Source organism: Undibacterium sp. CCC3.4 (genome assembly GCF_034347425.1).
GTDB lineage: Bacteria > Pseudomonadota > Gammaproteobacteria > Burkholderiales > Burkholderiaceae_D > Undibacterium.
In genome coordinates this window covers 1,564,870-1,589,932 of sequence record NZ_CP133779.1, presented here as the reverse complement: position 1 = coordinate 1,589,932, position 25,063 = coordinate 1,564,870, and the positions used below count along the sequence as shown (strand labels likewise).

Annotated in this window: 27 protein-coding genes; 13 read left to right on the top strand and 14 right to left on the bottom strand. The window is 56.1% G+C overall.

What is annotated here, in order from left to right:
• Window positions 1–53: 53 nt before the first annotated feature.
• From gpmA to RHM61_RS07185, 6 genes are read left to right on the top strand one after another with little or no spacing between them, the layout of a single operon-like run.
• Complete coding sequence (gpmA, locus tag RHM61_RS07210) at window positions 54–806, top strand: 2,3-diphosphoglycerate-dependent phosphoglycerate mutase (RefSeq protein ID WP_322250452.1); 753 nt, start codon at window positions 54–56, stop codon at window positions 804–806.
• The gene (locus tag RHM61_RS07205; RefSeq protein WP_322250451.1) at window positions 806–2,143 is read left to right on the top strand and encodes a murein hydrolase activator EnvC family protein; all 1,338 of its coding nucleotides are present in this window, start codon (window positions 806–808) and stop codon (window positions 2,141–2,143) included. Before gpmA ends, RHM61_RS07205 begins: the two co-directional genes overlap by 1 nt.
• 14 nt (window positions 2,144–2,157) lie before the next feature.
• Window positions 2,158–3,633 (top strand): S41 family peptidase, encoded by a 1,476-nt coding sequence (locus RHM61_RS07200; protein ID WP_322250450.1) that lies wholly within the window; start codon window positions 2,158–2,160, stop codon window positions 3,631–3,633.
• 36 nt (window positions 3,634–3,669) lie between these two features.
• Window positions 3,670–4,440 (top strand): molybdopterin-synthase adenylyltransferase MoeB, encoded by a 771-nt coding sequence (locus RHM61_RS07195; RefSeq protein ID WP_322250449.1) that lies wholly within the window; start codon window positions 3,670–3,672, stop codon window positions 4,438–4,440.
• A 3-nt stretch (window positions 4,441–4,443) separates the two neighbouring features.
• Window positions 4,444–5,085: a glutathione S-transferase family protein gene (locus RHM61_RS07190; protein ID WP_322250448.1), complete on the top strand. Its 642-nt coding sequence runs from the start codon at window positions 4,444–4,446 to the stop codon at window positions 5,083–5,085.
• Entirely contained in the window at window positions 5,082–5,858 is a 777-nt protein-coding gene (locus RHM61_RS07185; RefSeq protein WP_322250447.1) for a spermidine synthase, read from the top strand. The genes RHM61_RS07190 and RHM61_RS07185 overlap by 4 nt, the downstream gene beginning before the upstream one ends.
• A 63-nt stretch (window positions 5,859–5,921) precedes the next feature.
• On the opposite strand, the gene RHM61_RS07180 is transcribed toward RHM61_RS07185, so the two are convergent.
• From RHM61_RS07180 to pabB, 5 genes are all read right to left on the bottom strand, one after another.
• On the bottom strand, window positions 5,922–6,671 hold the full coding sequence (locus tag RHM61_RS07180; protein ID WP_322250446.1) for an ABC transporter ATP-binding protein: 750 nt from the start codon (window positions 6,669–6,671) through the stop codon (window positions 5,922–5,924).
• A complete protein-coding gene (locus RHM61_RS07175) occupies window positions 6,671–8,494 on the bottom strand; it encodes a branched-chain amino acid ABC transporter ATP-binding protein/permease (protein ID WP_322250445.1) in 1,824 nt (607 codons plus the stop codon). The genes RHM61_RS07180 and RHM61_RS07175 overlap by 1 nt, the downstream gene beginning before the upstream one ends.
• A complete protein-coding gene (locus RHM61_RS07170; protein WP_322250444.1) occupies window positions 8,491–9,564 on the bottom strand; it encodes a branched-chain amino acid ABC transporter permease in 1,074 nt (357 codons plus the stop codon). Before RHM61_RS07170 ends, RHM61_RS07175 begins: the two co-directional genes overlap by 4 nt.
• Before the next feature lie 9 nt (window positions 9,565–9,573).
• Window positions 9,574–10,737, bottom strand: a complete 1,164-nt coding sequence (locus tag RHM61_RS07165; protein ID WP_322250443.1) for an ABC transporter substrate-binding protein — start codon at window positions 10,735–10,737, stop codon at window positions 9,574–9,576.
• 96 nt (window positions 10,738–10,833) lie between these two features.
• The gene (gene pabB / locus RHM61_RS07160; RefSeq protein ID WP_322250442.1) at window positions 10,834–12,732 is read right to left on the bottom strand and encodes an aminodeoxychorismate synthase component I; all 1,899 of its coding nucleotides are present in this window, start codon (window positions 12,730–12,732) and stop codon (window positions 10,834–10,836) included.
• A gap of 139 nt (window positions 12,733–12,871) precedes the next feature.
• Here pabB and RHM61_RS07155 point away from each other — a divergent pair, with 139 nt between their 5' ends.
• Window positions 12,872–14,164, top strand: coding sequence for a GGDEF domain-containing protein (locus RHM61_RS07155; RefSeq protein ID WP_322250441.1), 1,293 nt, complete (start codon window positions 12,872–12,874; stop codon window positions 14,162–14,164).
• Between the two features lie 7 nt (window positions 14,165–14,171).
• Here the strand turns inward: RHM61_RS07155 and RHM61_RS07150 are convergent, their stop codons facing one another.
• The 4 genes from RHM61_RS07150 to argB form a co-directional block, all read right to left on the bottom strand.
• The gene (locus RHM61_RS07150) at window positions 14,172–14,639 is read right to left on the bottom strand and encodes a DUF962 domain-containing protein (protein WP_322250440.1); all 468 of its coding nucleotides are present in this window, start codon (window positions 14,637–14,639) and stop codon (window positions 14,172–14,174) included.
• Window positions 14,640–14,778: 139 nt separating this feature from the next.
• Window positions 14,779–15,354, bottom strand: coding sequence for a nucleoid occlusion factor SlmA (gene slmA / locus RHM61_RS07145; RefSeq protein ID WP_322250439.1), 576 nt, complete (start codon window positions 15,352–15,354; stop codon window positions 14,779–14,781).
• Between the two features lie 545 nt (window positions 15,355–15,899).
• Complete coding sequence (locus RHM61_RS07140) at window positions 15,900–16,592, bottom strand: pyrimidine 5'-nucleotidase (RefSeq protein ID WP_322250438.1); 693 nt, start codon at window positions 16,590–16,592, stop codon at window positions 15,900–15,902.
• Window positions 16,592–17,518 carry an acetylglutamate kinase gene (gene argB, locus RHM61_RS07135; protein WP_322250437.1) on the bottom strand — a complete coding sequence of 309 codons (927 nt, stop codon included), beginning with the start codon at window positions 17,516–17,518 and terminating at the stop codon, window positions 16,592–16,594. Before argB ends, RHM61_RS07140 begins: the two co-directional genes overlap by 1 nt.
• A 99-nt stretch (window positions 17,519–17,617) precedes the next feature.
• On the opposite strand from argB, the gene RHM61_RS07130 reads away from it, so the two are divergent.
• From RHM61_RS07130 to RHM61_RS07110, 5 genes are read left to right on the top strand one after another with little or no spacing between them, the layout of a single operon-like run.
• On the top strand, window positions 17,618–18,184 hold the full coding sequence (locus tag RHM61_RS07130) for a sigma-70 family RNA polymerase sigma factor (protein ID WP_322250436.1): 567 nt from the start codon (window positions 17,618–17,620) through the stop codon (window positions 18,182–18,184).
• Window positions 18,185–18,198: 14 nt separating this feature from the next.
• Complete coding sequence (locus tag RHM61_RS07125; RefSeq protein ID WP_322250435.1) at window positions 18,199–18,405, top strand: zf-HC2 domain-containing protein; 207 nt, start codon at window positions 18,199–18,201, stop codon at window positions 18,403–18,405.
• Window positions 18,402–18,599, top strand: a complete 198-nt coding sequence (locus RHM61_RS07120) for a cysteine-rich CWC family protein (protein ID WP_322250434.1) — start codon at window positions 18,402–18,404, stop codon at window positions 18,597–18,599. The genes RHM61_RS07125 and RHM61_RS07120 overlap by 4 nt, the downstream gene beginning before the upstream one ends.
• A 43-nt stretch (window positions 18,600–18,642) precedes the next feature.
• Window positions 18,643–19,350: a GTP cyclohydrolase I gene (gene folE / locus RHM61_RS07115; RefSeq protein ID WP_322250433.1), complete on the top strand. Its 708-nt coding sequence runs from the start codon at window positions 18,643–18,645 to the stop codon at window positions 19,348–19,350.
• A 55-nt stretch (window positions 19,351–19,405) separates the two neighbouring features.
• Entirely contained in the window at window positions 19,406–19,831 is a 426-nt protein-coding gene (locus RHM61_RS07110) for a BLUF domain-containing protein (RefSeq protein WP_322250432.1), read from the top strand.
• Between the two features lie 10 nt (window positions 19,832–19,841).
• Here the strand turns inward: RHM61_RS07110 and RHM61_RS07105 are convergent, their stop codons facing one another.
• The 5 genes from RHM61_RS07105 to RHM61_RS07085 are packed head-to-tail and all read right to left on the bottom strand — an operon-like array spanning window position 19,842 to window position 24,099.
• The gene (locus RHM61_RS07105) at window positions 19,842–21,755 is read right to left on the bottom strand and encodes a M48 family metallopeptidase (protein ID WP_322250431.1); all 1,914 of its coding nucleotides are present in this window, start codon (window positions 21,753–21,755) and stop codon (window positions 19,842–19,844) included.
• 11 nt (window positions 21,756–21,766) lie between these two features.
• Window positions 21,767–22,357: a LemA family protein gene (locus RHM61_RS07100; RefSeq protein WP_322250430.1), complete on the bottom strand. Its 591-nt coding sequence runs from the start codon at window positions 22,355–22,357 to the stop codon at window positions 21,767–21,769.
• A gap of 56 nt (window positions 22,358–22,413) precedes the next feature.
• Window positions 22,414–23,079, bottom strand: a complete 666-nt coding sequence (locus RHM61_RS07095) for a BON domain-containing protein (RefSeq protein ID WP_322250429.1) — start codon at window positions 23,077–23,079, stop codon at window positions 22,414–22,416.
• Window positions 23,072–23,668 (bottom strand): phosphoheptose isomerase, encoded by a 597-nt coding sequence (locus RHM61_RS07090; RefSeq protein ID WP_322250428.1) that lies wholly within the window; start codon window positions 23,666–23,668, stop codon window positions 23,072–23,074. Before RHM61_RS07090 ends, RHM61_RS07095 begins: the two co-directional genes overlap by 8 nt.
• 44 nt (window positions 23,669–23,712) lie before the next feature.
• Window positions 23,713–24,099, bottom strand: coding sequence for a YraN family protein (locus tag RHM61_RS07085; RefSeq protein ID WP_322250427.1), 387 nt, complete (start codon window positions 24,097–24,099; stop codon window positions 23,713–23,715).
• Between the two features lie 42 nt (window positions 24,100–24,141).
• On the opposite strand from RHM61_RS07085, the gene rsmI reads away from it, so the two are divergent.
• Window positions 24,142–25,044, top strand: a complete 903-nt coding sequence (gene rsmI, locus RHM61_RS07080; protein ID WP_322250426.1) for a 16S rRNA (cytidine(1402)-2'-O)-methyltransferase — start codon at window positions 24,142–24,144, stop codon at window positions 25,042–25,044.
• Window positions 25,045–25,063 lie beyond the last annotated feature (19 nt).

The window sequence follows — 25,063 nt, the reverse complement described above, 5'->3', positions numbered from 1 at the left end:
TAAAATAGATGCTGATTGCACATATCACTTACCTACTTACCTTGACATTGACCATGTATAAAATCGTATTAATGCGCCACGGCGAATCCACTTGGAACCTCGATAATCGTTTCACCGGCTGGACCGATGTCGATTTGACCCCGAAGGGCGTGGCCGAAGCCAGCGCGGCCGGACAGTTACTCAAAGCAGCAGGTTTCAGCTTCGACTTGGCCTTCACCTCGGTACTCAAACGTGCCGTTCGCACCCTCTGGGGCACGCTCGACGAAATGGATTTGATGTGGCTGCCGATTGAGCACGATTGGCGCCTCAATGAGCGCCATTACGGCGCCCTGCAAGGTTTGAATAAAGCCGAAACCGCCGCCAAATACGGCGATGAGCAAGTATTAGTGTGGCGCAGAAGCTACGATACTCCGCCGCCAGCACTGAGCGCCGACGATGAGCGCGCTTCGTTCGATGATCCGCGCTATGCCAGCCTCGATCATGCGGCCATTCCCCTGACCGAATGTCTGAAGGATACCGTGGCCCGCGTCATGCCGGCTTGGGATGACAGCATCGCCCCGGCTATCCGTGCCGGCAAACGGATTTTAATCTCCGCCCATGGCAACAGCCTGCGCGCCTTGATTAAAATGCTCGACGGAATCAGCGATGAAGACATCGTCAACCTCAATATTCCTAACGGTCAACCGCTGGTCTATGAGCTCGATGCCGATCTCAAACCTATCCGTCACTACTACCTTGGCGACCAAGCTGCCATCGCCGCCTCGCTGGCAGCGGTAGCCAGCCAAGGCAAAGCCGTAAAGCCTTGATGGCAGCAGTCGTCCGCCTGCTCTGCCTCGGCTTCTTAGGCCTGTCCTTGACAGGCCCGGCGGCCGACGCGCTGGCCGCCAGCACGGCGCGTACCCAGCAAAAAGCCAAGGCCGAGAGCGCGCGCGCCGAATTGCAGCAGCAGCTCAAGGCACTGAAAACCGACATCAACAAAACCGAAAACGCCAAAGGCCACGCCAGCGATGCGTTGGCAGAGTCGGAGCAGGCAATTTCCGAAGCCAACCGCTCTTTACGCGACCTGCAGCAAGAACAACAGCAAACCGAAACCAAGTTGACGCAGTTACAACAGCAGCAAGAAGCCTTGCAAGCTCAGGTGGAGCGACAAAAAAATCGTTTGTCGACCTTCCTGCGCAGCCAGTACATACGCGGCGACAGTGACCGCATCAAACTGCTGCTCTCGGGTGACAACCCGAATCGCATCAACCGCGAGCTGCAATACATGGGGTACATCTCGCAAACGCAGGCCAAACTGATCGCCGGCTTGCGCACCAGTTTGGCCGCAGTGGAACAAAACACCCGCGCCGCACAAGATGCTAAAGACGATCTGAGCGACATCGCCGCAGAGCAGAACGACCACAAAGCCGCGCTCGAAGCACAAAAGAAAAAGCACGCCAGCTTGGTCAGCCAGTTATCCGATAAACTGTATGCACAAAAAAAACAAGCCGATAATTTACAAAAAGATGAACAAAGGCTCAGTAATCTGGTCTCACGTCTGGATCAACTGATTCAAGATCAAGCCAAAGCCGAGCAAGTCCGCGCAGAACAGGAAGAAAAACAGCGCCAAGAAAGAATCGCGGCAGCCAAAGCCGAACGCGCTAAACAAGCTGCGGCAGATAAAAAGTCCGGCAAAAAAACCAACCCGAATGCGATCGACGCCGACGAAGCCCCAAAACAAGCTAAAAGCGAAGCGCCACCAAGCGGCGAATTCGACAAACTCAAAGGCCAACTGCGCGCGCCTTTGAAGGGTGAAATTCTGGCCAAATTCGGCAGCAAACGTGGCGATGGGCCGACCTGGAAAGGTTTATTCATCAAAGCGGCCGAGGGCAGCGAAGTCAAAGCGATCGCCGCCGGCAAAGTGATCTTTGCCGATTGGTATAAAGGTTACGGAAATATGCTTATTATTGCTCACGGCGACCAATACATGAGCATTTACGGAAATAATCAGGCAGTATTGAAACATGTCGGCGACAGCGTCAAAGCTGGCGATACAATTGCCAATGCAGGTAACAGCGGCGGCAATGAAGAATCCGGTTTATACTTTGAAATCCGTCATCAAGGACGGGCATTTGATCCGCTTAATTGGATCGTCGTTAAATAGGCATTAGGTGAATCATGGGCAGTAAATTCAAGAATTTCGGCTTAATCGGCCTGGGCATGGTAGCCGGCGTGGCAGCATCGATGCAGTTTTCTGCGTTGGCCCAAAAAAGTGCCGGCAGCCCGCTGCCAGTAGAAGAGCTGCGCCAGTTGGCAGATGTCTTCGGTCTGATCAAATCAGATTATGTCGAACCGGTGGAAGATAAAAAGCTGTTGGAAGAAGCTATTACCGGCATGGTCGCCTCGCTCGATCCACATTCTGCCTACCTCGATAAAAAATCCTTCAAAGAACTTAAAGAAGGTACCCAAGGTAAATTCGTCGGCCTTGGCATCGAAGTCGGCATGGAAGACGGCTACGTCAAAATCATTTCGCCGATCGAAGATTCGCCGGCCTACCGCGCTGGCCTGAAACCCGGCGATCTGATCACCCGACTCGATTCGATACAGGTCAAGGGCTTGTCACTCGATGAAGCCGTTAAAAAAATGCGCGGCGAACCGAATACCAAGATCACCCTGACCATCGCCCGCAAAAATGAAGACAAGCCTATCGTCGTCACCATCACGCGCGAACTGATCAAACAGCAAAGCGTGAAAGCGAAGATCATCGAACCCGGCTATGCCTGGCTGAGAATCTCGCAGTTCCAAGAGCCGACTGTCGAAGACATGGCAAAAAAAATCCAGATGCTGTATGCCCAGGATCCATCGATCAAGGGCTTGGTGCTGGACTTGCGTAACGATCCGGGCGGCGTATTGCCGGGCGCTATCGGTGTGTCGGCCGCCTTTCTGCCGAAAGACGTCGCCGTGGTATCGACCAATGGCCAATTGCCGGACTCGAAAGCCACCTATTATGCCAAGCGCGAGTTTTACACCGGCCGCACCGTCAGCGACCCGTTGGCAAAACTGCCGGAAGCGATCAAAAACGTACCGATGGTGGTATTGATCAATACCGGTTCGGCCTCAGCCTCGGAAATCGTCGCCGGTGCCCTGCAAGATTACAAGCGCGCCACCATCATCGGCACCCAAAGTTTTGGCAAAGGATCGGTACAAACGATACGCCAGATTTCCGCTGATACCGCCGTCAAACTGACTACGGCACGCTATTACACACCGAATGGCCGCTCGATCCAAGCCAAAGGTATCGTACCCGATCTGAACGTCGAAGAAACTGCGGAAGGCGACGGCTTCAACAGCCTGCGCACCCGTGAAGCCGACTTGCAAAAACATTTGAGCAACGATAAGGAAGCCGAAACCGTGCGTCCTAAGGTGGACGAGCTCGAAGAAGAGCAACGCCTGATCGCCTTGGCCAAGAAAAGCAAGCCGCTCGAATACGGCAGCAAAGACGACTACCAGTTGACCCAAGCACTCAATCACCTCAAAGGCTTGCCAGTCAAGGTGACCGAAGCCAAAGATCTGAAAGATGGTAAAGAAAGTAAAAATGAGTCGGGTGCGGAGAAATCCGATAAAGACAGCAAATCCGAACTGAAGAAAAAATAAACCAAAGGCCGCGTCAGCGGCCTTTTTTACAACAACATGAACGACCAACAACTCTTACGTTACTCGCGCCACATTCTGCTCGACCAAATCGGCATCGAAGGTCAGCAGAAAATTTCGGTCGCCCGCGCACTCATCATCGGTGCCGGCGGACTCGGCTCGCCGGCCGCCTTGTACTTGGCCAGTGCCGGCGTCGGTCGCATCACCTTGGTCGACCACGACACGGTCGATCTGACCAATTTACAAAGACAAATTCTGCACACCACCGCCCGCATCGGCCAGCCCAAGGTCGAATCCGGCAAACACACGCTGCAACAAATTAACCCCGAGATCGATATCATCGCGCTGCAACAGCGCGCCGATGCCGCCGGCTTCGCCGACTTGGTAGCACAGGCCGACGTGGTACTCGATTGCAGCGATAACTTCGCGACCCGTCATGCCCTCAACGCCGCCTGCGTCACAGCTGGCGTACCATTGGTATCGGGGGCGGCAATCGGCTTTGATGCCCAGATCAGCGTGTTCGATCGGCGCCAAGCCGACGCCCCCTGTTATGCTTGCCTGTTTCCACCCGATCAAGTGTTTGAAGAAGTGCTGTGTTCGGCCATGGGCGTGTTCGCGCCACTGGTCGGCATCATCGGTGCCATGCAAGCGGCCGAAGCACTGAAACTGATTATGCAGATCGGCCGCTCGCTCAACGGTCGCCTGCTCATGCTCGATGCCCTCAGCATGGAATGGCACAGCATCAGCATTGCCGCCAATCCCGCTTGTCCGGTGTGCCACCGGCAGCCCTCACCTCTGAATGAAAACTGACGCATGTACACCCTCTATTACTCACCCGGCACTGCCAGCATGCTGGTCCATCTGGCCTTACTCGAAACTGGCGCAGCCCATCGCTTGGAATTAGTCGACTTTGCCAGCGGCCAGCAAAAACAAGCGCACTACCTGGCCATCAACCCGGCCGGCGTGGTACCGACCCTGATCGTCGATGGTGCGGCGCGGGTCGAATCAGCCGCCTTGCTGATGTTGTTAGCCGAGCGCCATCCACAGTCAGCGCTGGCACCGGCCAGCGGCAGCGCGCTGCACGAGGCCTGGCGCGAGTGGCTTATTTATCTATGCAATAACTTGCAACCGGCCTTTCGCCTGTGGTTTTATCCGAGCGATCTCGGCTACGCCAGCCATCCGGCGGAACTGAGCACGGCCTTGCAAGAGAAAATTGCCCGCATCTGGGAACACCTCGATCAACATCTGCGCACGCACGGCCCCTACTTGCTGGGTCAACAATTCTCCGGTGCCGACCTGATGCTCGCCATGCTCATGCGCTGGTCGCGCGCGATGCCACGCCCGGCCACCGACTGGCCGGCCTTACGCGGCTTGGCCGAGCTGGTCTGCGCCCGTCCGAGTTGGCACAGCATGCAGCAAACCGAAGCATTGAGCGCCTGGCCGGTCGCGGCATGAGCTTGATCACGTACCAAATCCTGCCACCCTTGCTACCGGAAATTTCGATTTCCGAATTCATCGGCGTGCGCTCGCTGCACTTGGCCTCGGATGCGATTCAAGGCTCGATGCGCATGGCCATGCCCGATCAGATCGAGCTCGAATACGTGCAACAGATGATGATGTGGTTGTTGTTTACCGATGACCCGCGCCACATCGCCCAGCTCGGCCTCGGTGCGGCGGCGCTGACCAAGTTTTGTTACCGCCAGTTTCCGCAAGCGCAGATCACGGCGATCGAACTCAATCCGCTGGTCATCAAAGCTTGCCACGAGCATTTCAAATTACCACCGAACGACACCCGTCTACAAGTGCTGTGCATGGATGCGCTGCAATTCGTCAATGAGCGCGCCCATCACGGCACGCTCGATGTCCTGCAGGTTGACCTGTACGACGCCAGCGCAGCAGCGCCAGCGCTGGGTGGCGCGGCGTTCTATCAAGCCTGTGCCGATTGTCTCAACGAACAGGGCATGCTGACGGTGAATTTATTCGGCGACCCGCAAAACTATGCCGCCACCTGCACCGCCCACCTCGAAGCCTTGGAAAACGCCTTCGACGCCGTGGTCTGGCTGCCGCTGGTGCATGATGCCAACACCGTCGCGATCGCCTTCAAACAAGCACCGGCCATCGACTTCGATGTCCTGTTTGCGCGCGCCGCTGAAATTCGCGCGCAAACCAAACTGCCGGCCGCGAAATGGGTGCAAGGTTTGCAAGAGTGGATGTGTGATACTCAGTGAGGCCTTGGGAAACGCGCCTTTAATCGCAGCGGAATTGACCGTTGCCGATGCGGCTGCACTGACTCAGGTACGCCGCGCAGCCAGACCCAGATAAGTTTCGATCACCCGCGCATCATCGGCCAAGTCGGCCGCTGGCCCTTCGAGTACGATGCTGCCGGTTTCCAGCACATAGGCGTAATCGGCCACCTGCAGGGCAGCCCGGGCATTTTGTTCGACCAATAAAATACCGACGCCACTGTCGCGCAGTTGTCGGATGATGTGAAAAATCTCTTTGACTATCAGCGGCGCCAAACCGAGGCTAGGTTCATCCAGCAGCAGCAAACGTGGTTTAGCCATCAGGGCGCGCCCCAGCGCCAACATTTGCCGCTCACCGCCAGACAAACTGCCAGCCAATTGGCTGCGCCGCTGGCGCAAACGTGGAAATAAGTCATACACCATGCCCAATTGATCGGCATAGTCGGGCAGGCCGGCGGCATAGCGGCAATAACTGCCGAGCAGCAGATTATCTTCCACCTTCATGCTCGAAAACAGTTCGCGCTTTTCCGGTACCAAAGACATACCGGCAGCAACGCGCCGCTCGATCGCCCAAGCCGAACAATCGTGGCCGTCATACTCAATCGATCCGCGCTGGCTGGCACCGATTGGCAAAGCCCCGGCCAAGGCATTGAGCAAACTCGATTTACCGGCACCGTTGGGACCAATCACAGTGACAATGCCAGCCGCAGGGACCACCACAGCTATGCCATGCAAGGCCGCGACTTTACCGTAACAAACTTCGATCTGCTCGGCTTGACAGAGTATCGGCTGCGCCATCACTCCAGCCCGCCGAGGTACGCGGCCAACACCGCCGGATCTTGCTGTACCTCGGCTGGCGTGCCTTGTGCGATTTTGCTACCGAATTCCATCACCACCAATTCGTCGCAAACATTCATGACAAAATCCATATCGTGTTCAACCAATAAAATACTCATGCCCGCGGCACGTAATTGACGCAGCACCGCAGCCAATTCCTGTTTCTCTTGATAGCGCAAACCGGCCGCCGGTTCATCTAACAGCAGCAGCAAGGGATCGCAGCATAAGGCGCGGGCAATTTCGACCAAGCGTTGCTGGCCCAGGGCCAGACTGCCGGCCGGCGCGTGCATCAGCTGCGCCAAACCGAGTCGTTGCAATTGCAGCTGTGCCGTCGCCAACAAGCGCTGTTCCATCGCCAAACCAGGTGCGGCAATGCTGAGACAGACTTCGATCAGGTCGTGGTGTTTGCCGCGTAAATGCGCGCCGATAGCAACGTTGTGCAGCACACTCATGTCCGCTTGCAGACGTACATGTTGAAAACTGCGGGCAATGCCGAGTGCCGCTATCGTGCGTGCCGGCAGCTTAGCCAGCGCGTGCCGCTGACCATCGCAATGAAAATACAGCGCGCCTTCAGTGGCCGGCAATACTCCGCTGATCACATTGAACATGGTCGATTTGCCAGCCCCATTGGGACCGATCAAACCAAGTATTTGTCCGGCCCGTAATTGAAACTGCATCTGATTGAGCGCGATTAAGCCACCGAAGCGTTTGCTGAGCTGATCAACTTCCAACAACAAACTGCCGGCCGCGGGCTGCGCACGCTGTGGCAGCGGTTGACACGCTGGCAGCGGTGCCGGCGGCGCTATACTGCCGCTAAGCCGCACTAATGCGGCAGCCAAATAAGGCCAGACGCCATCGCGCGCGGTTTGCAGTATCAGCACCAGCACGACACCGAAGACGATGATGTCAAAATTACCGCTACTGCCCAACACAGCCGGCAGCAGAGTTTGCAACTGATCTTTGAGCACGATCACCATGGCCGAACCGAGCAAGGCGCCCCATACATGGCCGGCACCACCGAGTACCGTCATGAACAGATACTCAATGCCGGCTTGCAGACCAAAAGGCGTAGGATTGACCGAGCGCTGTAAATGCGCATACAACCAGCCCGAGACACTGGCCAGCAGCGCGGCGATCACGAAGATGATCAACTTCAGATTGACGGTATGGACGCCCATGGCTTCGGCCATCAGCACACCGCCTTTGAGGGCGCGAATCGCGCGGCCCGAGCGCGAGGCTAATAAGCGGTGCAGCGCCAGCACCGCCAACAGCACGATGCACCAGATCAGCACGAACATGCGCCTTGGCGTATTGAGCAGCAGGCTGCCGAAGGCGATAGGCGGAATGCCGTTGATGCCATCGTATTTGCCGAGGAATTCAAAATTACCGAACAAGAAATACAAAGACAAACCCCAGGCGATGGTACCGAGCGGCAGATAATGGCCCGACAAGCGCATGCTGATCAAGCCCAGCGCGCTGGCACACAGTAGCGTCAGCAGCAAGCCCAAGGCCAAACCGGACCAAGGCGAACCGGCACCGGCGGTGCTGAGCCAAGCGCTGCTGTAGGCACCGATACCGACGAAGGCCGCTTGCCCGAATGAGGTCAATCCGCCTATCCCCGTCAACAACACCAAGCCGAGCGCGACGATGGCCGACAAGCCTATGTAATTGGCCAAGGTGATCCAGTATTCGCCGAGCGCTAATTGCGGCAGCAAACCGACTGCCAATACTGCTGATATTGCCAACACCGCAGCCGCCCGGCCACGCAAGATCTGGCGACTCATGCTTCATCCTCCTGGTCAAGCACGGTGCTGTGCAGCGAGCGCCACCACAATACCGGAATGATCAAGGCGAACACAATCACTTCTTTGTAAGCGCTGGCCCAAAACGAGGCATACGCCTCGAGCAAGCCGACCAACAGCGCGCCGGCCGCGGCCAAGGGATAGCTGACCAGCCCACCGACGATGGCACCGACAAAACCTTTCAGGCCGATCAGAAAACCGCTGTCGTAATACACCGTCGTCAGCGGCGAAATCAAGATGCCGCAGACGGTGCCAAGTGCACCGGCCATGGTAAACGCGCGCAAGCCGGCAGCGCGGGTGCCGATGCCGACCAATTGCGCGCCCAAGCGATTAACGGCCGTAGCACGCAAGGCTTTGCCGGCCAAAGTACGCTCGAAGTACACATAGAACAGCAGCATCAGCAGCAAGGCCGTCAGTACCACCACCAAGCTTTGCCCACCAATTTGCAAACCGGCGAAGTCGCAGCGCGCCTCGGAAAACGGCGTGGTGCGCGAACCTTCCGGACCGAACATGAGCAGGCCCAAGCCGGTCAAGGCCATATGCACGCCGACCGAGACGATTAACAACACCAGCGTACCGGCGCTGGCGAGCGGCTCGAATGCCAGCCGATACAACAGTGGGGCCAAGGGCGTGACGATGCCCAGCGTGAGCAAGGCTTGCAGCGCCAAGGGCCATTGCTGCAAATCGGTATGGCGCAGCGCCAGCGCGGCAATCGCCGGCAACAGCAGCAAGCTGCCGCAGCAGCGCAGCCACTGCCAGCAAGCGCGTCGCCAATCACGGCCACCGGCGCGCCACACGGTGCGCACTAACAGCAGGGTCTCGCGCAGCAGACACAGCGCGCCCAGCGCCAGCAATAAGTTCAACGTAGCCGGCACATGACCGGCTTGGATCGCCGCCAAACTGAGCGCACCAAAAGCGACAAATTCGCCTTGCGCAATAAAAATTACCCGTGTCACCGAAAATACCAGCACCAGAGCCAAGGCCAGCAGCACATACACAGCGCCATTGGTAATGCCATCCTGCGCCAGAATGGCAGCGATAGAAAAATCCATGAATTTGTCTCAGTTTGCCGAGGAACCGAGCTTCCAGCTGCCACCGACGATTTGCACCATCACGCGCGAACGCTGATCGAGACCGAGGTGGTCTGTGCTGTTCATATTGACGATGCCGTGCGAGGTCGCCAAGTTGCTGGTATTTTCGATTGCCGTGCGTAAGGCGGCGCGGAATTCTTTGCTGCCCGGTTGGGCTTTTTTCAACGCGGTCGGTAGCGCATTTTCCAGTAACAAGCCGGCATCCCAGGCATGACCGCCAAAAGTCGATACCGAGCCGACGCCATACACTTTTTCATACGCGGCGATATACTTCAGGGCCGATTTTTTGACCGGATTATCGTTCGGCAATTGGGCCGCCACCAGCATCGGGCCAGCCGGCAGCCAAGTGCCTTCGCAATCTTTGCCACAAACACGCAGAAAATCATTGTTGGCAACGCCGTGGGTTTGATAAATTTTGCCGCGGTAACCGCGCTCTTTGAGGGTTTTCTGCGGTAAGGCAGCCGGTGTGCCGGCACCGGCAATGAGCACGGCATCGGGGTTGACGGCCATGATCTTCAATACCTGACCAGTCACCGAGGTATCGGGACGGGCGAAGCGTTCATTGGCTAGCAGTTTAAGCTTGCGGCTTTCGGCCAAACGCGAAAACTCGCGGTACCAGCCCTCACCATACGCATCGTTGAAACCGATGAAAGCCACCGTGCGCACGCCGGCGTCGAGCATGTGACTGATAATGGCGGTCGACATATGGGTGTCGTTTTGCGGCGTTTTGAAAACCCAAAACCGCTTGGCATCAGCCGGCGCGATGATGGATACGGCGGCAGCCATGGAAATCATCGGCGTTTCGCTTTCCGCCGCAACATCGATCATCGCCAAGGAAGTTGGCGTGATGGTCGAGCCGATCAATAAATCGACCTTCTCTTCCGACACCAGCTTGCGCGCATTTTTGACCGCCGTGGTGCTGTCGGAAGCGTCATCGAGAATAATGTATTCGACTTTTTTTCCAGCGATTTCACGCGGCAGCAGCGCGAAAGTATTTTTTTCTGCAATCCCCAGCGAAGCCCCGGCACCGGTGGCCGAGACATTCACCCCGACCTTGATTTGGGCGGTGGCCGGAGCGAGCAAGAACAAACTCAGCGTAGCAGGAAGCAAGACGCGTACAAGGCGGGAATTCATCAGGGTGTCTCCTCAACGGATAAAATAACAATCCGGCGTGTCGCCGCCGGTAATCATTGAGTGTAACCGCGGACTTAGTCGGAGCACAACCGCCAATCAAGGCTGCGTCAGTTGCAACTGCACCGTAAATGGCCCACGCAAGGCATTGCACAGCATTAATTGTTCAGCCGTGAGCAAATCCTCACGCGTCAGCGATTGCTCGCGCAATTGATAGCGCGGATCGGCCAACAAGACCGCCCGCATCACCCCCGGTAACACGCCGTCAGACAGCGGCGGGGTCAACCAATGACCATCTTTTTTCAGCAAGACATTGCTGCGCCCGCCTTCGGTCAAGTGGCCGTGCTCATTGAAAAACAACATATCGAAAGCACCGAGTTCAATCGCGCGCTTCCAAGCTTGGTCGTATTCGGCACGCAGCGTGGTTTTATGCGCCAAAAATAATTCGCTGCTGCGCGTCGTACTCGCGGCCAGCAGCACCGTCGGCAGCGCGACCAAGGGACTCAACACCGCACTGTTGATACGCACAGCACCGCCAGCATCGAGCGCCAGCCGCAGCCGGCAATCGACGCCCGGCGGCAACGCGGCACAGGCCGCGCTCAAGGCGCGCGCGATCTGCAGTTCGTCAAACACAAAACCGAAATAAGTGGCCGACTGCCGCAAGCGCAGCAGATGCCGCCCTTGGTGGCGGCAGCCGTCGGCACGACTGGCAAGCAGGGTTTCAAACAATTCGAACGGTGCCGCCAGTCCGGTTAAGAAACCAGCCTTGAGCTGGCATTCGGCAAACTCCTCGGCCGCCACGCTGTCATGCACGATCCCCGCCCCTACCCCCATCTGGCCGCGGCGGACCGTGCAATCGGCCGCGGCAGCCTGTAACTGTAAGGTCCGGATCGGCACCGACAGACAAAAATCACCGGGATAAACAAGCGCGGCAGACTCGACTGGGGCGGGATCAAACCAGCCGATAGCGCCGGTATACAGACCGCGCGCCGCCGTTTCGAGCTGACGAATTATTTCCATGGTGCGGTGTTTCGGCGCACCGGTAATCGAACCGCAAGGAAATAAGGCCGTCATGATGTCGGCCAAACTCAAGCCCGCTTGTAATTGCGCTTCCACGGTCGAAGTCATTTGCAACACGCTGGAAAAAGCCTGCACCTCAAACAGTTGCGGCACCCGCACCGTGCCGGTGGCGGCGATACGGCCTAAATCGTTGCGCAGCAAATCGACGATCATCAGATTTTCTGCCCGGTTCTTGCTATCGGCCGCCAATGCTGCGGCGATCGCCACATTGTCTTCCTCATCGGCGGAAGCCGCTGCCGTCCCCTTCATCGGGCGCGCCTGTAATTGCCCGCCGTGCTGGCGTATGAATAATTCCGGCGACAAAGACAAGATGGCGCCACCATCGGGCAGCATGATCAAGGCCCCATAGGGTACCGGCTGCCGTGCGCGCAGCCGACTGTACAAGGCTGCTGGGCTGCCGTAGGCATCAAACTGCAAGCGATAGGTGTAATTAACTTGATAGCTGTCGCCGGCCTCTATATAAGCGTGAATCGCCCCAATGGCTTGCTCAAACGCGGCTTGATCGGTATCGGCATGCAGCCCAGCAATACCGGCCTGCAAGGGAAGCGCACCGGCAGCGCTGGCCAGCGCCGCACTGACTTGCTCCTGATTGAGTAAGAGACAATGACGAAATACCAAAATCTGTGAAACCGCCGGCTCTTCACGGGGGGCGATAGCCTGTAACTGTGCCCCGGTTTCGTAGCTCAGCAAACTGAGCCCATAATAATTTTGTTGCAATAGCGCTGACAACTTTTGCCACATCGGCAGCCACTCAGCGGCTGTGCGGCATTCCAACACCTGCACCAAGTCATAATACAGACGCGATTGCGCACCACTGTCGTGGGCATCATCGAGCAAAGCAAAGGCCTGACCCGAGCTCAATAGTCCGGGCGGTATCAGAGAAGAAAACGAAGTGGTGGTCACGGCGAGTACGTTCATAAGGGGGAGCGCTCAGTTTACTCGCAGATGGCGCAGCGCACATCCGATAAATCACAAAGGCTGCAGTTTTTTTCACAAAACAGGACAATATCAAGATCGCACGGTATATTCTTAATAATTGACCACGCGCAACATTCCTATGAATACCACTGATCGCAATTTGCCTTTAGCAAAAATTTTGTTGCGCCAGTACGCGCGTCAACTGGGGCTTGGCTGCGTGCTCGGTTTACTGCTTTGCGCATTGCTCACCGCGATCTGGACCGAGCAATTTTTCCTGCGCGCAATCCGCGCCAGCAGCGCCACTCTGGCCAACAATATCAGCGACAATTTGGCCAACGGCGATGTGCGCGGCATGCAAAATCTATTCTTCAATGCAGCGCGTGAGCAAGATTTATTCAGCGCCACACTGTATGATCGCCACGGCCTTGCCATTCTGGCCTGGGCCAACGGTGCACTGGTCGACACCGAGGCGATCTCTGATCGCAGCCTGATTGCCAAGCAGACATTGCAACTCAACAGCAATCACATCTGTACCGTCACACCGGTGAGCGGCCAGGCCGGTTTGCTCGGTAATTTGAAGGTAGACTACAATGCTTGGCCACTGTACTGGCAGATGCTGCTCTTATTACTGAGCAATGCCGCTGCCTTCCTGTTAGCCGGCTGCTGCAGCGTTGCATTATTTTTTCGACAGCAACTGCGTACCCTACAGCCTTTGCAACTGCTCACACAACAAGCCCAGCTGGTACTCGATACCGGCGACTACAGCTTGCGCGTGCAGGAAGCGCCCGGTTTTGCCAATCTGGGTGGCAGTTTCAATGCCATTATTGCGCGTATGGAAAGCTGGGAAAATAATGCTCACAGTGCCAGCCAGCAGCGTCGTGCGGCAGAAGAGCGCATCCACGTGCTGGACAATCACGATAGTCTGACCAAATTACCGAACCGCCATTATTTTCATAAATTAATCACCAATAGCATCGAAGATGCACTCGGAAACCACCAACACTTGTGTTTGATGTTTCTCGATCTCGATCACTTCAAGCTGTTGAGCGAGCGACTCGGTTATGATGCCTGCGATCAGGTTTTACTCATCGTCGCGGAACGTTGCCAAGCCTTGTTATCGCCGGGAGATACACTGTGCCGTGTCGATGCCGATGAGTTTGCCTTGGTATTCCCACAGCAAAAAAACTTGGAAAGTGTGCGGCAACTGGCCGATCAGATCCTCCACGCGATGCAAGCGCCGATGCTGCTCAAGGGCGGCAGTTGCCAAGTCAGTGCCAGCATAGGCATCGCCTGTTGCCCGCTGCATGCACTTGAACAGCGTCTGTTCTTGCGCAACGCCGATCTGGCCCTGCAGAACGCCAAAGCGGCCGGGCGCAATACTTGGCGGCTGTATGATCCCAATCAGACCAACGATCCCGATCTGTCGGTATGAGTCTGGCTCAGTAAGTCCAGCCGCAGCGCCGATACAACAAGCCGAGTACAAACAAAGGGCCGACCAGCAAGAAACGCAGATCATCGAAAAATGAGGGTTTTTTGCCTTCGATATGATGGCCGATGAATTGTCCTATCCAAGCCAGCACGAACACGAGCAAGGCGATCTGCCAAATTCGCCCGGCCGGCAACAGCGGTAACAGTGCCAGCATCAAGCTAGCCATCAGCAACATGCCCAATGCCAAACGCGGCGCGAGAAAGAAATAATAAATCAAACTGGTCATCACGGCCGCGGCGGCAGCCAAGGGATGGGCCGACCACACCAGCGCAAGCAAGGCAAATACGATTGCCGGCACACAAATGCAATGAATGATTTCATTGACCGGATGGAGGTGGCTTTCGGCGTAACGGCTCAACAACACATCGATCTGACGCCGCCGCACGCCGCTGGCATACTGCACTGGGGATGGTTCCATTTTGTCTCCTGAGCGACAGTCGGCCGCCTCGTCAGGCAAAGAGAGGTAGCGGCTGTCTGATTTTTATGATGCGACGCCCGCCTTCGTTGAAGCGGATCGTCCTATCATACACTGCTCTGGATAACAAAAAGCAAGGAACTCAGCGCAATAACATCGCCATTTGTGCTGTAGCGTGTTCGGTCGGCAGCTGTTTAAACCCGGTTTTAGCAAACCGCAGCCAGCGGCCGTAGACAAAACTGCACAGCATGGCCGCACGCACGCTCGCTTCTGTTTCGACGCTGTGGCCCTGAGCGGCGGCCATACGTAAGGATTGGCGCAAAGCCAGTTCCAAACGTTCGGCAAATTGGTTCATCCGCAGTTGCAAACGCTCATCTTCATTCACCAACACATCGCCAATCAAAACCCGCGTCATGCCGGGGTTGCGCTCGGCAAAATTCAACAGCATGTGAACAATCGCCTGCGTCTGTAAGACGCCGTCGTCTTGCTGTTCACTGATTTGATTGATCAAGCCGAACACCGAGGTTTCGATGAAATCGATCAAGCCTTCGAACATTTGCGCTTTGCTGGCGAAATGGCGGTACAAGGCGGCTTCCGAGACACTGACGCGCGCGGCCAGCGCTGCGGTAGTGATTTTTTCGCTTTTCGGGTTTTCCAGCATTGCTGCCAGCGCCTGGAGTATTTGTAATTTGCGCTCGCCGGGTTTGGTACTAGCCATGTTTTGTTTGATTCACTGGTAAAAGTTTGCCACGCACCTGAAGGATGCAAATAGATGTTTCTTTAATGCAATTCCGTCTGAGGCCGGCGAATTGTCGATTTTATGTGAAAGTATGTGTGGATGTGAAGCAATATTGTAAATATCCACAGAACAACTTAATGGATCGTCGCAAGCGACGATGGAAAAGACTCTGGAAGGGGTCTGCATCCCCTCCCATCGCGTCGCTCCTTCGTCGCTCTCCGGCCTGAAGACGCTGTCGCAAAAGCCTGATGGAATCTTTTTACATCTGAAACACCGCATACCTCGTCATTTCCGCATGCCGCAACCTCGTCATTCCCGCATGCTTTTGGCGGGAACCCAGTGTCGTTTTCAGCGCTGAAAACACTATAATATCTGGCATTTTCAGTTAACCACGAACGCCGCTGGGTTCCTGCCAAAAGCGCGCAGGAATGACGTGGCCACCAGTCAGGGTAATGATACCGACTCACTACCCTTTTGCGACAACCTCTGAAGGCCGGGGTTTCAAACCCTAGTCAGATTTTTGATCAAGCGGGCCGGCGACGATAGCGTTGTGCCAGTTCCAACACCGACCGCACCTGTATATCGACGCAGGCGGCGCGCTGGCGCGCCGTGTGATCGGTGATGAAACCGGTCAGCCAGACAGTCTGCAAGCCTTCGCGCTTGGCCGCGCGTAAATTGTCCAGACTATCCTCGACCAAGATACAGTCGGCGGCAGCATAGCCGCGTGCGGCCAGCAATTTACGCAAAAACCGACGCGACGGTTTAGGCTCAAGTTGCCCATGCACGCGCATGTCTTCGACCGAAATATGGTCGTCAAAATGGCGCTGCAAATTCAAATGACGCAGCACCCGTCGCGAGTACAAGCGCGGCGCATTGGTCAAGAGAATTTTTTTACCCGGCAAGCGCTGCAATATTTGTCGCAACCCGCGACGCGCGCGTATCATCGCCAACAAGTCGTCGAAGGTATGCGCGGCGTGTAAAAACTCCTCGGCTTTCACCGCATGGTGGCGCACCAAACCAAGCATGGTCACGCCATAGCGACGGTAGTAATCGAGCCGCAGCGCGTTGACTGCGGCTTGATCGGCGGCCGCCTCGCCGACACCGAGCAAGGCCGCTATATACGCATTCATATTCCGGTTAATGGCTGGAAAAATCGCGTGCGAGGCGTCATGCAAGGTGTTGTCGAGGTCAAACAGCCAAATCGGCTGGCCTGCCATCAATGACTGCGTATCATGGTGCCGAAGGCTTGTTCGGTCAACACTTCCAGCAGCAACGAGTGTTCGATGCGGCCATCGATGATATGCACGGTATTGACACCCGATTTGGCCGCGTCGAGTGCCGAAGAAATTTTCGGCAGCATGCCGCCGGAAATCGTACCGTCAGCGAACATTTCATCGATCTCACGCGCCGACAAATCGGTCACCAAATTACCCTGCTTATCGAGCACGCCCGGAATATTGGTCATCATGATCAATTTTTCAGCCTTGAGAATTTCGGCAATCTTACCAGCGACCAAATCGGCATTGATGTTATACGCTTGGCCATCTTCGCCGAAACCGATCGGTGAAATGATAGGAATGAAGGCATCGTCTTGCAAGGCTTTCACCACCGCCGGATTGATCGCATCGATTTCACCAACATAGCCGATATCGAGCATATTGCCGGGATTTTCACGATCCGGCATCATCATCTTGCGTGCGCGGATCAAGCCGCCATCTTTACCGGTCAAACCGACGGCCTGACCACCGTAATGATTGATCAACATAACGATATCTTGCTGTACTTCGCCGCCCAACACCCATTCCACCACTTCCATGGTTTCTTCATCGGTGATGCGCATGCCTTGGATAAACGTACCCTGCTTGCCCATTTTTTTGAGCGCATTGTCGATTTGCGGTCCGCCGCCATGTACCACGACTGGGTTCATGCCGACCAGTTTCAATAAAATCACGTCGCGCGCGAAGCTATGCTTGAGGCGTTCTTCGGTCATGGCATTGCCACCGTATTTGATGACGATGGTCTTACCGTGAAATTTACGGATGTAGGGCAGCGCTTCTGCCAAAATTTCAGCCTTGATCACGGGCGCGACACCGGCCAATTTATCTTCTGATGCTACTGCTGCGTTTGCGTTGAAATCGCTCATAATGTCGGTATCCTGAGGGTATCATGAAGGGTTTATGCCTTAGCCTCGGATTTTACAGGATTCTGCTGCCAATATTTATGCCAATTCACTCTTAAATTTATGCGCACTTCGATTCATTTACACCAAGAGTTAGAAACCATGCGTCCGGCGCTGCTGCGTTTCGCCATTCTGCAGCTGCGAAATGAGACGGCAGCCGAAGATGCCGTGCAAGAAGCCTTGCTGGCGGTATTGGAGAAACCGGACAGTTTTGCCGGCCAATCCAGCCTGCGCACCTATGTGACCGGTATTTTGAAATTCAAAATCATCGATCATCTGCGCAGCCGCAAACGTGAAGTCGCCTTGCATACCGAAGATGATGAAGCAGAAACCGATCTCATCGACAGCTTATTCAAAGCCAACGGCCATACCGTCAACATGCCGGCAGCCTGGGGGGAGCCGGAAGCTAGCCTGCAACAGCAAGATTTTTTCCGTGTCTTGGAAATCTGTCTGGCAAATTTACCGGCCAAAACCGCGCGCGTGTTCATGATGCGCGAATGGTTAGAATTGGAAACCGAAGAAATTTGTAAGGAATTGAGCCTGACCACGTCTAATCTATGGGTAGTCCTGTACCGCGCCCGCTTGCGGCTGCGCGAATGCTTGGACTTGAATTGGTTCGGCAATCAATAACACGGAAAGCCGCTATGTATTACTTATACTCTTGCAAACAAGCACATCAACTGGTCTCTGAAGGCCTCGATCGCAAGCTCACATTGAGCGAACGTAGTCGGCTGCGGCTGCATCTGTCGATTTGCGATGCCTGCAGCAATTTCAGTGGCCAGATGCAATTACTGCAGCAAGCCATGCGTCGCATCGTTCCCCAAGACTCCGCGCGGGACGACGCCGCATGAGTCAGTGTTCTGTCTGCGCCGCGTCGTTCGACTGCGCCATGGTGGAGGGCAGCGAGCAAGCATGCTGGTGCGGCGCTTGGCCGAGCTTGGCCGTGCCAGACTTACCAGCGACGGCAGCCAACGCCGAACCCGCCTGCCTGTGTCCGGAATGTTTGCGCGCATTGAGCGAGCGGGTGGCTGCAAGAAAAATCTAATTCAGTTACCATTGCCAATCTTCCAGACTGACAGGAACTCAGCATGTCCAACGATACGCCCCTCGCTTACCAAGCGGTCACTATCCCGGTTTCGCAAAGAATTCGCGAGCGCTTGGTCGCGAGTAAAACTCGTTTCCATGCCAATGACAACATCGCCCGCTTCATCGAAGCCGGCGAACTGGCCGAATTGCAGGCCGAAGTCGAAGAAAAAATGCGCGCAGTGTTGCAAAGCTTGGTAATCGACACCGCCAGCGACCACAATACCCAAGATACCGGGCGACGCGTCGCCAAAATGTTCATCAATGAAGTATTCGGCGGCCGCTATGTGCCGATGCCAGCGGTAACGGAATTTCCCAATGCTTCGCATCTCAATGAATTGATGATCATCGGCCCGATCACGGTGCGCAGCGCGTGCTCGCATCACCTGTGCCCGATCATGGGCAAGGTTTGGATAGGCGTGATGCCGAATGAGCATTCGAATTTGATCGGCCTGTCGAAATACGCCCGTATCGCCGAATGGATCATGAGCCGTCCGCAAATTCAGGAAGAAGCCGTGGTGCAGTTGGCCGACGCGCTGCAAGAAAAAATGCAAGCCGATGGCCTTGCGGTGGTGATGGAAGCCGATCACTTCTGCATGCACTGGCGCGGCGTGAAAGACACCGAAGCGAAGATGATCAACAGTGTCATGCATGGCTCGTTTTTGAAAGATCCGAACTTGCGCCGCGAATTTTTATCGTTGATCAAGCGCTGAGCCTGCACAGGCAAGGTTTTCTCGCCCGTCACCACGGGCGCACCAGGAGAGATTTATGTTAGTACGTCTGCTGTACGCCAGTCGCGCCGTCGATGCCAATATCGGCCATACCGTGCAAGCCATCCTACAAGCTTCGCGCTCGCACAACCCGGAAAATGGACTTACCGGCGTGCTCTGTCACACCGACACGGTGTTCATTCAAGTGCTCGAAGGCGGTCGCGATGCGGTCAACACCTTGTATGGACACATCCTGCGCGACCCGCGTCATCGCGATGTGATTCTGCTCGATTATGAAGAAATCACGCAACGGCGCTACGGCGGCTGGACCATGGGGCAAGCCAATATCAGTAAGCTCAATCCCGCTACCCTGCTCAAATATTCACCGTTACCGATACTTGACCCACACGGCATGCCAGGCAAAATGATGCTGGCATTGATCGATGAATTGATGGCCACGGCCGCCATCGTCGGGCGCGCCTGAGTCGTCCGACTCAGGTCGGCATGGCAGTTGGCAGCAGACAGTCCGGCACCGGCACATCGAGTGCGGCGCACATGGCGCGCACCAGATCAGCCGGGGCGGGAGCAATCTGTACCGTCGGCGCACGCGCCGCCGCTGTCAGCAAGGCGCGCACCAGAAACGGCTTGGCTAAGGGCGCGAGGCGATTGAGTTTTTCCAGCGCTTGCCGCACCGTGAAAAAATCACTCTGTACGCTGGCCTGCAGTTCATACTCACGCAAGCCCAAGTCTGGCAATAGCGCCGCCGCACGCACAAAAGCGGCCAGCGTGGCCGCACCTGCATGCGTTTGCGCGACCAGCGACAACAACAAGCACACTTCGCCGCGCAGCTCCGATAAATCCGCATAACGGACCGCAATGTAACGTCCGGCCTGCGGCCCCAAACGCCGCTCCAATACCGTCTGCAAAACAAATTCGCTCTGCGTCATGCGCGCATCAGCGGCAATTAATTTGGCCGCCAAGGCCAGCAGTTGCGCGCGCTGCGTCGGCGTGAGCAACTGCAAAGCCGGCATCGCCAAGTCCAGCCAAGGCAAACGCGCCGGCTCACTCATCGCCTCGATCTCGAGTAACAATTGTTGCGCCAATTCTGCGTGTTGCCCAGCCATTTGCCTCAATAGGGTCTGCTGCAAGGCGTAAGCCTGCGGCTCTTGCCGGTCCAGCAGCAAGGCATACACCAGCGCCGGGGCAGTCGCACTGCCACGCGCCGCCGTCAACAAGCATAAGGGCGGCCGCGCGGCTGCGCTGTCCGCGCGCGGCAGACTGAGCGTGCGTGCCTGCTGAGCGGCTTCCACATTGCGCGCACCGAAACCGTAAAACCCGGTCGGCACATCGGCTTGCTCGAGCGGATCGATGATTTCAGCGGCATCAAGAAAACTGAGCGCATGCCCGTAGATGCAGCGCAAACGCTCTTGTAAAGGCGGATGGGTGGCAAACAAGCCGCTCATCAGGTTCGCCCGGGCCGCGCCGAGAAACATATGCGACATTTGTTCGGCACGCGGATTATCGATGCGCGAACCGCAGGCGCTGGCGACACCGAGTCCACCAATTTTGCGCAGGGCACCGCCGATGCCATCGCGATTCCGGGTGAATTGCACGGCGCTGGCATCGGCCAAAAATTCACGTTGGCGCGATACCGCCGATTTGATCAGGCGGCCGAAAAAAATACCCACATAGCCGATGACGAACAACGCCGCACCGACCACCACCATGATCAGTTGCAACGGCGGCCCCTTATCGTCGCGACTGCGAGTACTGCGCCAAGAGGCGCCCCAATACATCAATTCCTGCCCGAAACCAGCAATCATCTGGATGCCGAACAAGACACTGATGAGTTTGATATTCATGCGCATATCGCCATTGAGGATATGGCTGAACTCATGCCCCACCACGCCTTGCAATTCATCGCGCGTAAGACGCGTCAACGCGCCTTGAGTGACCGCCAGCACGGCCTGATTCGGGTGATAACCGGCAGCAAAGGCATTGATGGCTGCTTCGCGTTCCAACACATACACGCGCGGACAAGCGATGCCGGAGGCCAGCGCCATCTCTTCGACGATATTGAGTAAGCGCCGTTCCTTGCGGTCGGTCGAGGAAGGATGGACCAAATGACCGCCGGCCATTTCCGCCACGGCCTCGCCACCATCACGCAGGCGAAAGCTTTCGAACAAGCTGCCGCCACCGATGAACAGCAAGGTCACCCCGGTATTGACGAAGAAAAAGCCGCGCGGATAAGCCACACCACCGGGCATGCGCAAGGCAAACAAATAATGCCAGATCAGCGCCAGACTCAGGTTGACGGCCGCGACAATGGCCAGCACGGCCAGCGCAAACAGGATCAACAGGGTGCGACTCTGACGATGCGCATGATCCTGTTGTTCAAAAAAATCCATAGGTGTGCCGCTTAGAAAGCGACTTTGACAGCTTGGCGTTCGAGCGCAGCTTCGATGACCTGCAGCATTTCAGCGGCCTTGAAACCGCAACTGTTAGCGACGACAGAAGTGGGAAACTGCTCGATACCGATATTGTATTGCATGACTTGATCGTTATACGCTTGCCGCGCAAAAGCGATTTTATTTTCGGTACTGCTCAATTCTTCGCTCAGTTGCTGCATGTTTTCGTTGGCTTTGAGGTCAGGATACGCTTCCGACAAGGCAAACAATTTTCCCATCGAAGCATTGAGGGTGTTTTCTGCCGCAGCAAATTGCTGCACCGCAGACGGATCAGCCGGATCGCGCGCCGCCTTGCCGCTGGCCGCCAGCGCCAAGCCACGCGCCGCGATCACCGCCTCGAGCGTGACACGCTCATGCTGCATATAATTTTTAGCCACCTCGACCAAGTTCGGAATGAGGTCGTAACGGCGTTTCAACTGCACATCAATCTGCGAAAAACTGTTCTTGAAGCGATTGCGTAGCGTGACCAAGCGGTTATATACACCGACGATCCAGAACAGAAACAAGGCGACGATTACCAGCAAAGCGATCAATGAGGACATGATTTTTTTCCAGACAAAAGAAAAGCCGATGAAACTCATCGGCTCGGCAGTCAATCTTAATTGCGCGTATCAGACTTATTCTCTGGCGCTGGCTGTGGCTGCACCAGCATCGCTTTGAGTTCAGCATCGCTCAGGTATTCGAGTACCTTAACCACTTTGCGTACACCGCTGATGCGGCTGGCGACATCGGCTGCCAGATCACCTTCGTGTGGCGTGACGCGGCCCATCAAATACACGGTACCGCTTTCGGTGACGACTTTAAACGCGCTGGCAAACAAACCTTGGGTGTCGACGAACGATGCCTTGACCTTGGTCGTGAGCAGCGCATCATTCGAGCGTGCCGTGAAGTTGGACAAGCCGGCGATGGCAATTTCATTACTCACCGACAGCACGCCTTCGACGGCGGACAATTCCCGTGCAGCAGTTTGTTTCGCCGCTTCATCGGCAACTTCACCGGTCAACAAGACGCGGCGGTTGAAAGAATTCACATTCACATGGGCGGCATCGCCCAAGGCTTTCGATACCCGGTTCTCACCTTTGATAGCGATGGCCTTGTCTTCGGTTTGGGCACCGAGCGTGCGGCGGTCGGTCGCGGCAAAGGTACTCACGACGGCACTGCCGACGATGAACTCGACACAGCCTTGCAAACTGAGCACGGCCACACAACACAGGGCGGCGGCGGCCAGTGGCAAACGCCGACGAGAAACCAGCAATTTATTCATTTTCTTCACCTCCGAAAAGCGCGGTATCAATACCGTCGCAAATACAATGTATCGTCAATAAATGCACTTCCTGTATGCGCGCGGTACGTTCATGCGGCACACAAATATGCACGTCTGCTTCGGTGAGCAATTTAGCAATCTCACCACCACCTTTGCCGGTCAACGCCACCACACGCATGTCACGCTCGAGCGCGACATTGACCGCATTGACGATACTGGCCGAATTGCCCGAGGTCGACAAGGCCAGCAAGATATCGCCGGCTTGTCCGAATGCCTGTACCTGCTTCGAAAACACCTCTTGAAAACTGTAGTCATTCGCCACCGCCGTCATGATCGAGGTATCGGTGGTCAAGGCCATGGCCGGCAAAGGCAAGCGCTCGCGCTCGAAACGACCGACCAACTCAGCCGCGAAGTGCTGACAGTCGGCGGCCGAGCCACCGTTGCCGCAGGCGAGAATTTTATTCCCGTTCGACAGCGCCAGAAACATCAGCTCTACCGCTTGCGAAATTGGCAGCGCCAATTCATCGGCCGATTGAATTTTTAATTCGGCACTTTCATGGAAGTGCGCCAGGATACGTTGATTTGTCATAGTGCTTCCGATTATACGGCAGGAGTTAGCCTCTATTACTATCTCTAGGTCACAATAACATTTTGCAACCACTGAATGTGGCCTTGGTCGATCGCCACCAAATCAAAGCGACAGGCCGGCAACCGTGGCAGGCGCAGCAGATAAACTTGTGCAGCATGCAATAATTTTGCTTGTTTGGCTGGCGTCACGCTGGCGAGCGCTCCGCCAAATTGCAGCGAGGAGCGACTGCGTACCTCGACGAACACCAAGGACGTGCCGGCGCGCATGATCAAATCGATTTCACCGCCGCGGCAACGGAAATTCTTTTCGACCAATTGCAAGCCGGCCCGCTCCAGAAACTGCAAGGCTTGTGCTTCAGCGGCATCGCCGCAACGCTGCCGGCTGCTGCGGCGGTCGGTATTGACAGTTTGCTCAGGCTCACGGCGTCTCATTGTCGTACAATCTGTGTTTTGCAAGCATTCGAATGGATAGGTATGAGTCTTACCCCACCCCCCCTCTACCCGGACCTCGTTGAGGCTGTCAGCCGCCAGAACTATCCGCTCGGTACATTATATGTAGTCGCGACGCCGATCGGGAATGTCGCCGATATTTCTTTACGCGCCCTGCATGTACTGGGGCTGGTCGATGCCATTGCCTGCGAAGATACCCGCAACACGGCACAACTGCTGGGGCGCTACGGTATCAACCGCCCCTTGATCGCGGCACACCAACATAATGAACGCGAAGTGGCAGAAAAAATCTTGCTGCGCTTGCAAGCTGGCGAACGCATCGCCTTGGTGTCCGATGCCGGCACCCCCGGCGTCTCCGATCCCGGCGCGAAAATCGTCGATGTCCTCAAGCGCGCCGGCATCCCCGTCACGCCGCTGCCCGGTGCCTCGGCCGCCATCAGCGCCTTGTCCGCCAGCGGTTTGCTCGATGAACGTTTTTATTTCGTCGGCTTTTTACCATCGAAAGCCGGCCAGCGCGAACAACTGCTGCATAGTCTGGCCCGGCTCGACGCCAGTTTGATTTTTTATGAAGCCCCGCACCGCATCTGCGAGACGGTGCAAGCGATGCTGAGCGTGTATGGCGGTAGCCGCGAAATCGTGTTGGCGCGTGAACTGAGCAAATTGTTTGAAGAAATCCACCGCTGCCCGCTCAGTGAGGCGCCGACTTGGCTCGCAGCCGATGCGCATCGCGAAAAAGGCGAATACGTGATACTGCTCGGTGCTGCCGCCGTTGAGGCCAACAACGAAGATCTGGAAGCACGCCGCGTACTGACTATCCTGCTGGCGGAATGCAGCGTCAAGCAAGCATCGGCCTTGGCGGCACAACTGACCGGACAAAAAAAGAACGCCCTTTATCAGCTCGCCTTGAGCATGAAAGAAAGCCACTGAAGCAGCATCGGTGTTGCAT

Coding starts and splice junctions, on each gene's coding strand:
- gpmA (WP_322250452.1), top strand. CDS start 54: ATGTATAAAATCGTATTAATGCGCCACGGCGAATCCACTTGGAACCTC.
- RHM61_RS07205 (WP_322250451.1), top strand. CDS start 806: ATGGCAGCAGTCGTCCGCCTGCTCTGCCTCGGCTTCTTAGGCCTGTCC.
- RHM61_RS07200 (WP_322250450.1), top strand. CDS start 2,158: ATGGGCAGTAAATTCAAGAATTTCGGCTTAATCGGCCTGGGCATGGTA.
- RHM61_RS07195 (WP_322250449.1), top strand. CDS start 3,670: ATGAACGACCAACAACTCTTACGTTACTCGCGCCACATTCTGCTCGAC.
- RHM61_RS07190 (WP_322250448.1), top strand. CDS start 4,444: ATGTACACCCTCTATTACTCACCCGGCACTGCCAGCATGCTGGTCCAT.
- RHM61_RS07185 (WP_322250447.1), top strand. CDS start 5,082: ATGAGCTTGATCACGTACCAAATCCTGCCACCCTTGCTACCGGAAATT.
- RHM61_RS07180 (WP_322250446.1), bottom strand. CDS start 6,671: ATGGCGCAGCCGATACTCTGTCAAGCCGAGCAGATCGAAGTTTGTTAC.
- RHM61_RS07175 (WP_322250445.1), bottom strand. CDS start 8,494: ATGAGTCGCCAGATCTTGCGTGGCCGGGCGGCTGCGGTGTTGGCAATA.
- RHM61_RS07170 (WP_322250444.1), bottom strand. CDS start 9,564: ATGGATTTTTCTATCGCTGCCATTCTGGCGCAGGATGGCATTACCAAT.
- RHM61_RS07165 (WP_322250443.1), bottom strand. CDS start 10,737: ATGAATTCCCGCCTTGTACGCGTCTTGCTTCCTGCTACGCTGAGTTTG.
- pabB (WP_322250442.1), bottom strand. CDS start 12,732: ATGAACGTACTCGCCGTGACCACCACTTCGTTTTCTTCTCTGATACCG.
- RHM61_RS07155 (WP_322250441.1), top strand. CDS start 12,872: ATGAATACCACTGATCGCAATTTGCCTTTAGCAAAAATTTTGTTGCGC.
- RHM61_RS07150 (WP_322250440.1), bottom strand. CDS start 14,639: ATGGAACCATCCCCAGTGCAGTATGCCAGCGGCGTGCGGCGGCGTCAG.
- slmA (WP_322250439.1), bottom strand. CDS start 15,354: ATGGCTAGTACCAAACCCGGCGAGCGCAAATTACAAATACTCCAGGCG.
- RHM61_RS07140 (WP_322250438.1), bottom strand. CDS start 16,592: ATGGCAGGCCAGCCGATTTGGCTGTTTGACCTCGACAACACCTTGCAT.
- argB (WP_322250437.1), bottom strand. CDS start 17,518: ATGAGCGATTTCAACGCAAACGCAGCAGTAGCATCAGAAGATAAATTG.
- RHM61_RS07130 (WP_322250436.1), top strand. CDS start 17,618: ATGCGCACTTCGATTCATTTACACCAAGAGTTAGAAACCATGCGTCCG.
- RHM61_RS07125 (WP_322250435.1), top strand. CDS start 18,199: ATGTATTACTTATACTCTTGCAAACAAGCACATCAACTGGTCTCTGAA.
- RHM61_RS07120 (WP_322250434.1), top strand. CDS start 18,402: ATGAGTCAGTGTTCTGTCTGCGCCGCGTCGTTCGACTGCGCCATGGTG.
- folE (WP_322250433.1), top strand. CDS start 18,643: ATGTCCAACGATACGCCCCTCGCTTACCAAGCGGTCACTATCCCGGTT.
- RHM61_RS07110 (WP_322250432.1), top strand. CDS start 19,406: ATGTTAGTACGTCTGCTGTACGCCAGTCGCGCCGTCGATGCCAATATC.
- RHM61_RS07105 (WP_322250431.1), bottom strand. CDS start 21,755: ATGGATTTTTTTGAACAACAGGATCATGCGCATCGTCAGAGTCGCACC.
- RHM61_RS07100 (WP_322250430.1), bottom strand. CDS start 22,357: ATGTCCTCATTGATCGCTTTGCTGGTAATCGTCGCCTTGTTTCTGTTC.
- RHM61_RS07095 (WP_322250429.1), bottom strand. CDS start 23,079: ATGAATAAATTGCTGGTTTCTCGTCGGCGTTTGCCACTGGCCGCCGCC.
- RHM61_RS07090 (WP_322250428.1), bottom strand. CDS start 23,668: ATGACAAATCAACGTATCCTGGCGCACTTCCATGAAAGTGCCGAATTA.
- RHM61_RS07085 (WP_322250427.1), bottom strand. CDS start 24,099: ATGAGACGCCGTGAGCCTGAGCAAACTGTCAATACCGACCGCCGCAGC.
- rsmI (WP_322250426.1), top strand. CDS start 24,142: ATGAGTCTTACCCCACCCCCCCTCTACCCGGACCTCGTTGAGGCTGTC.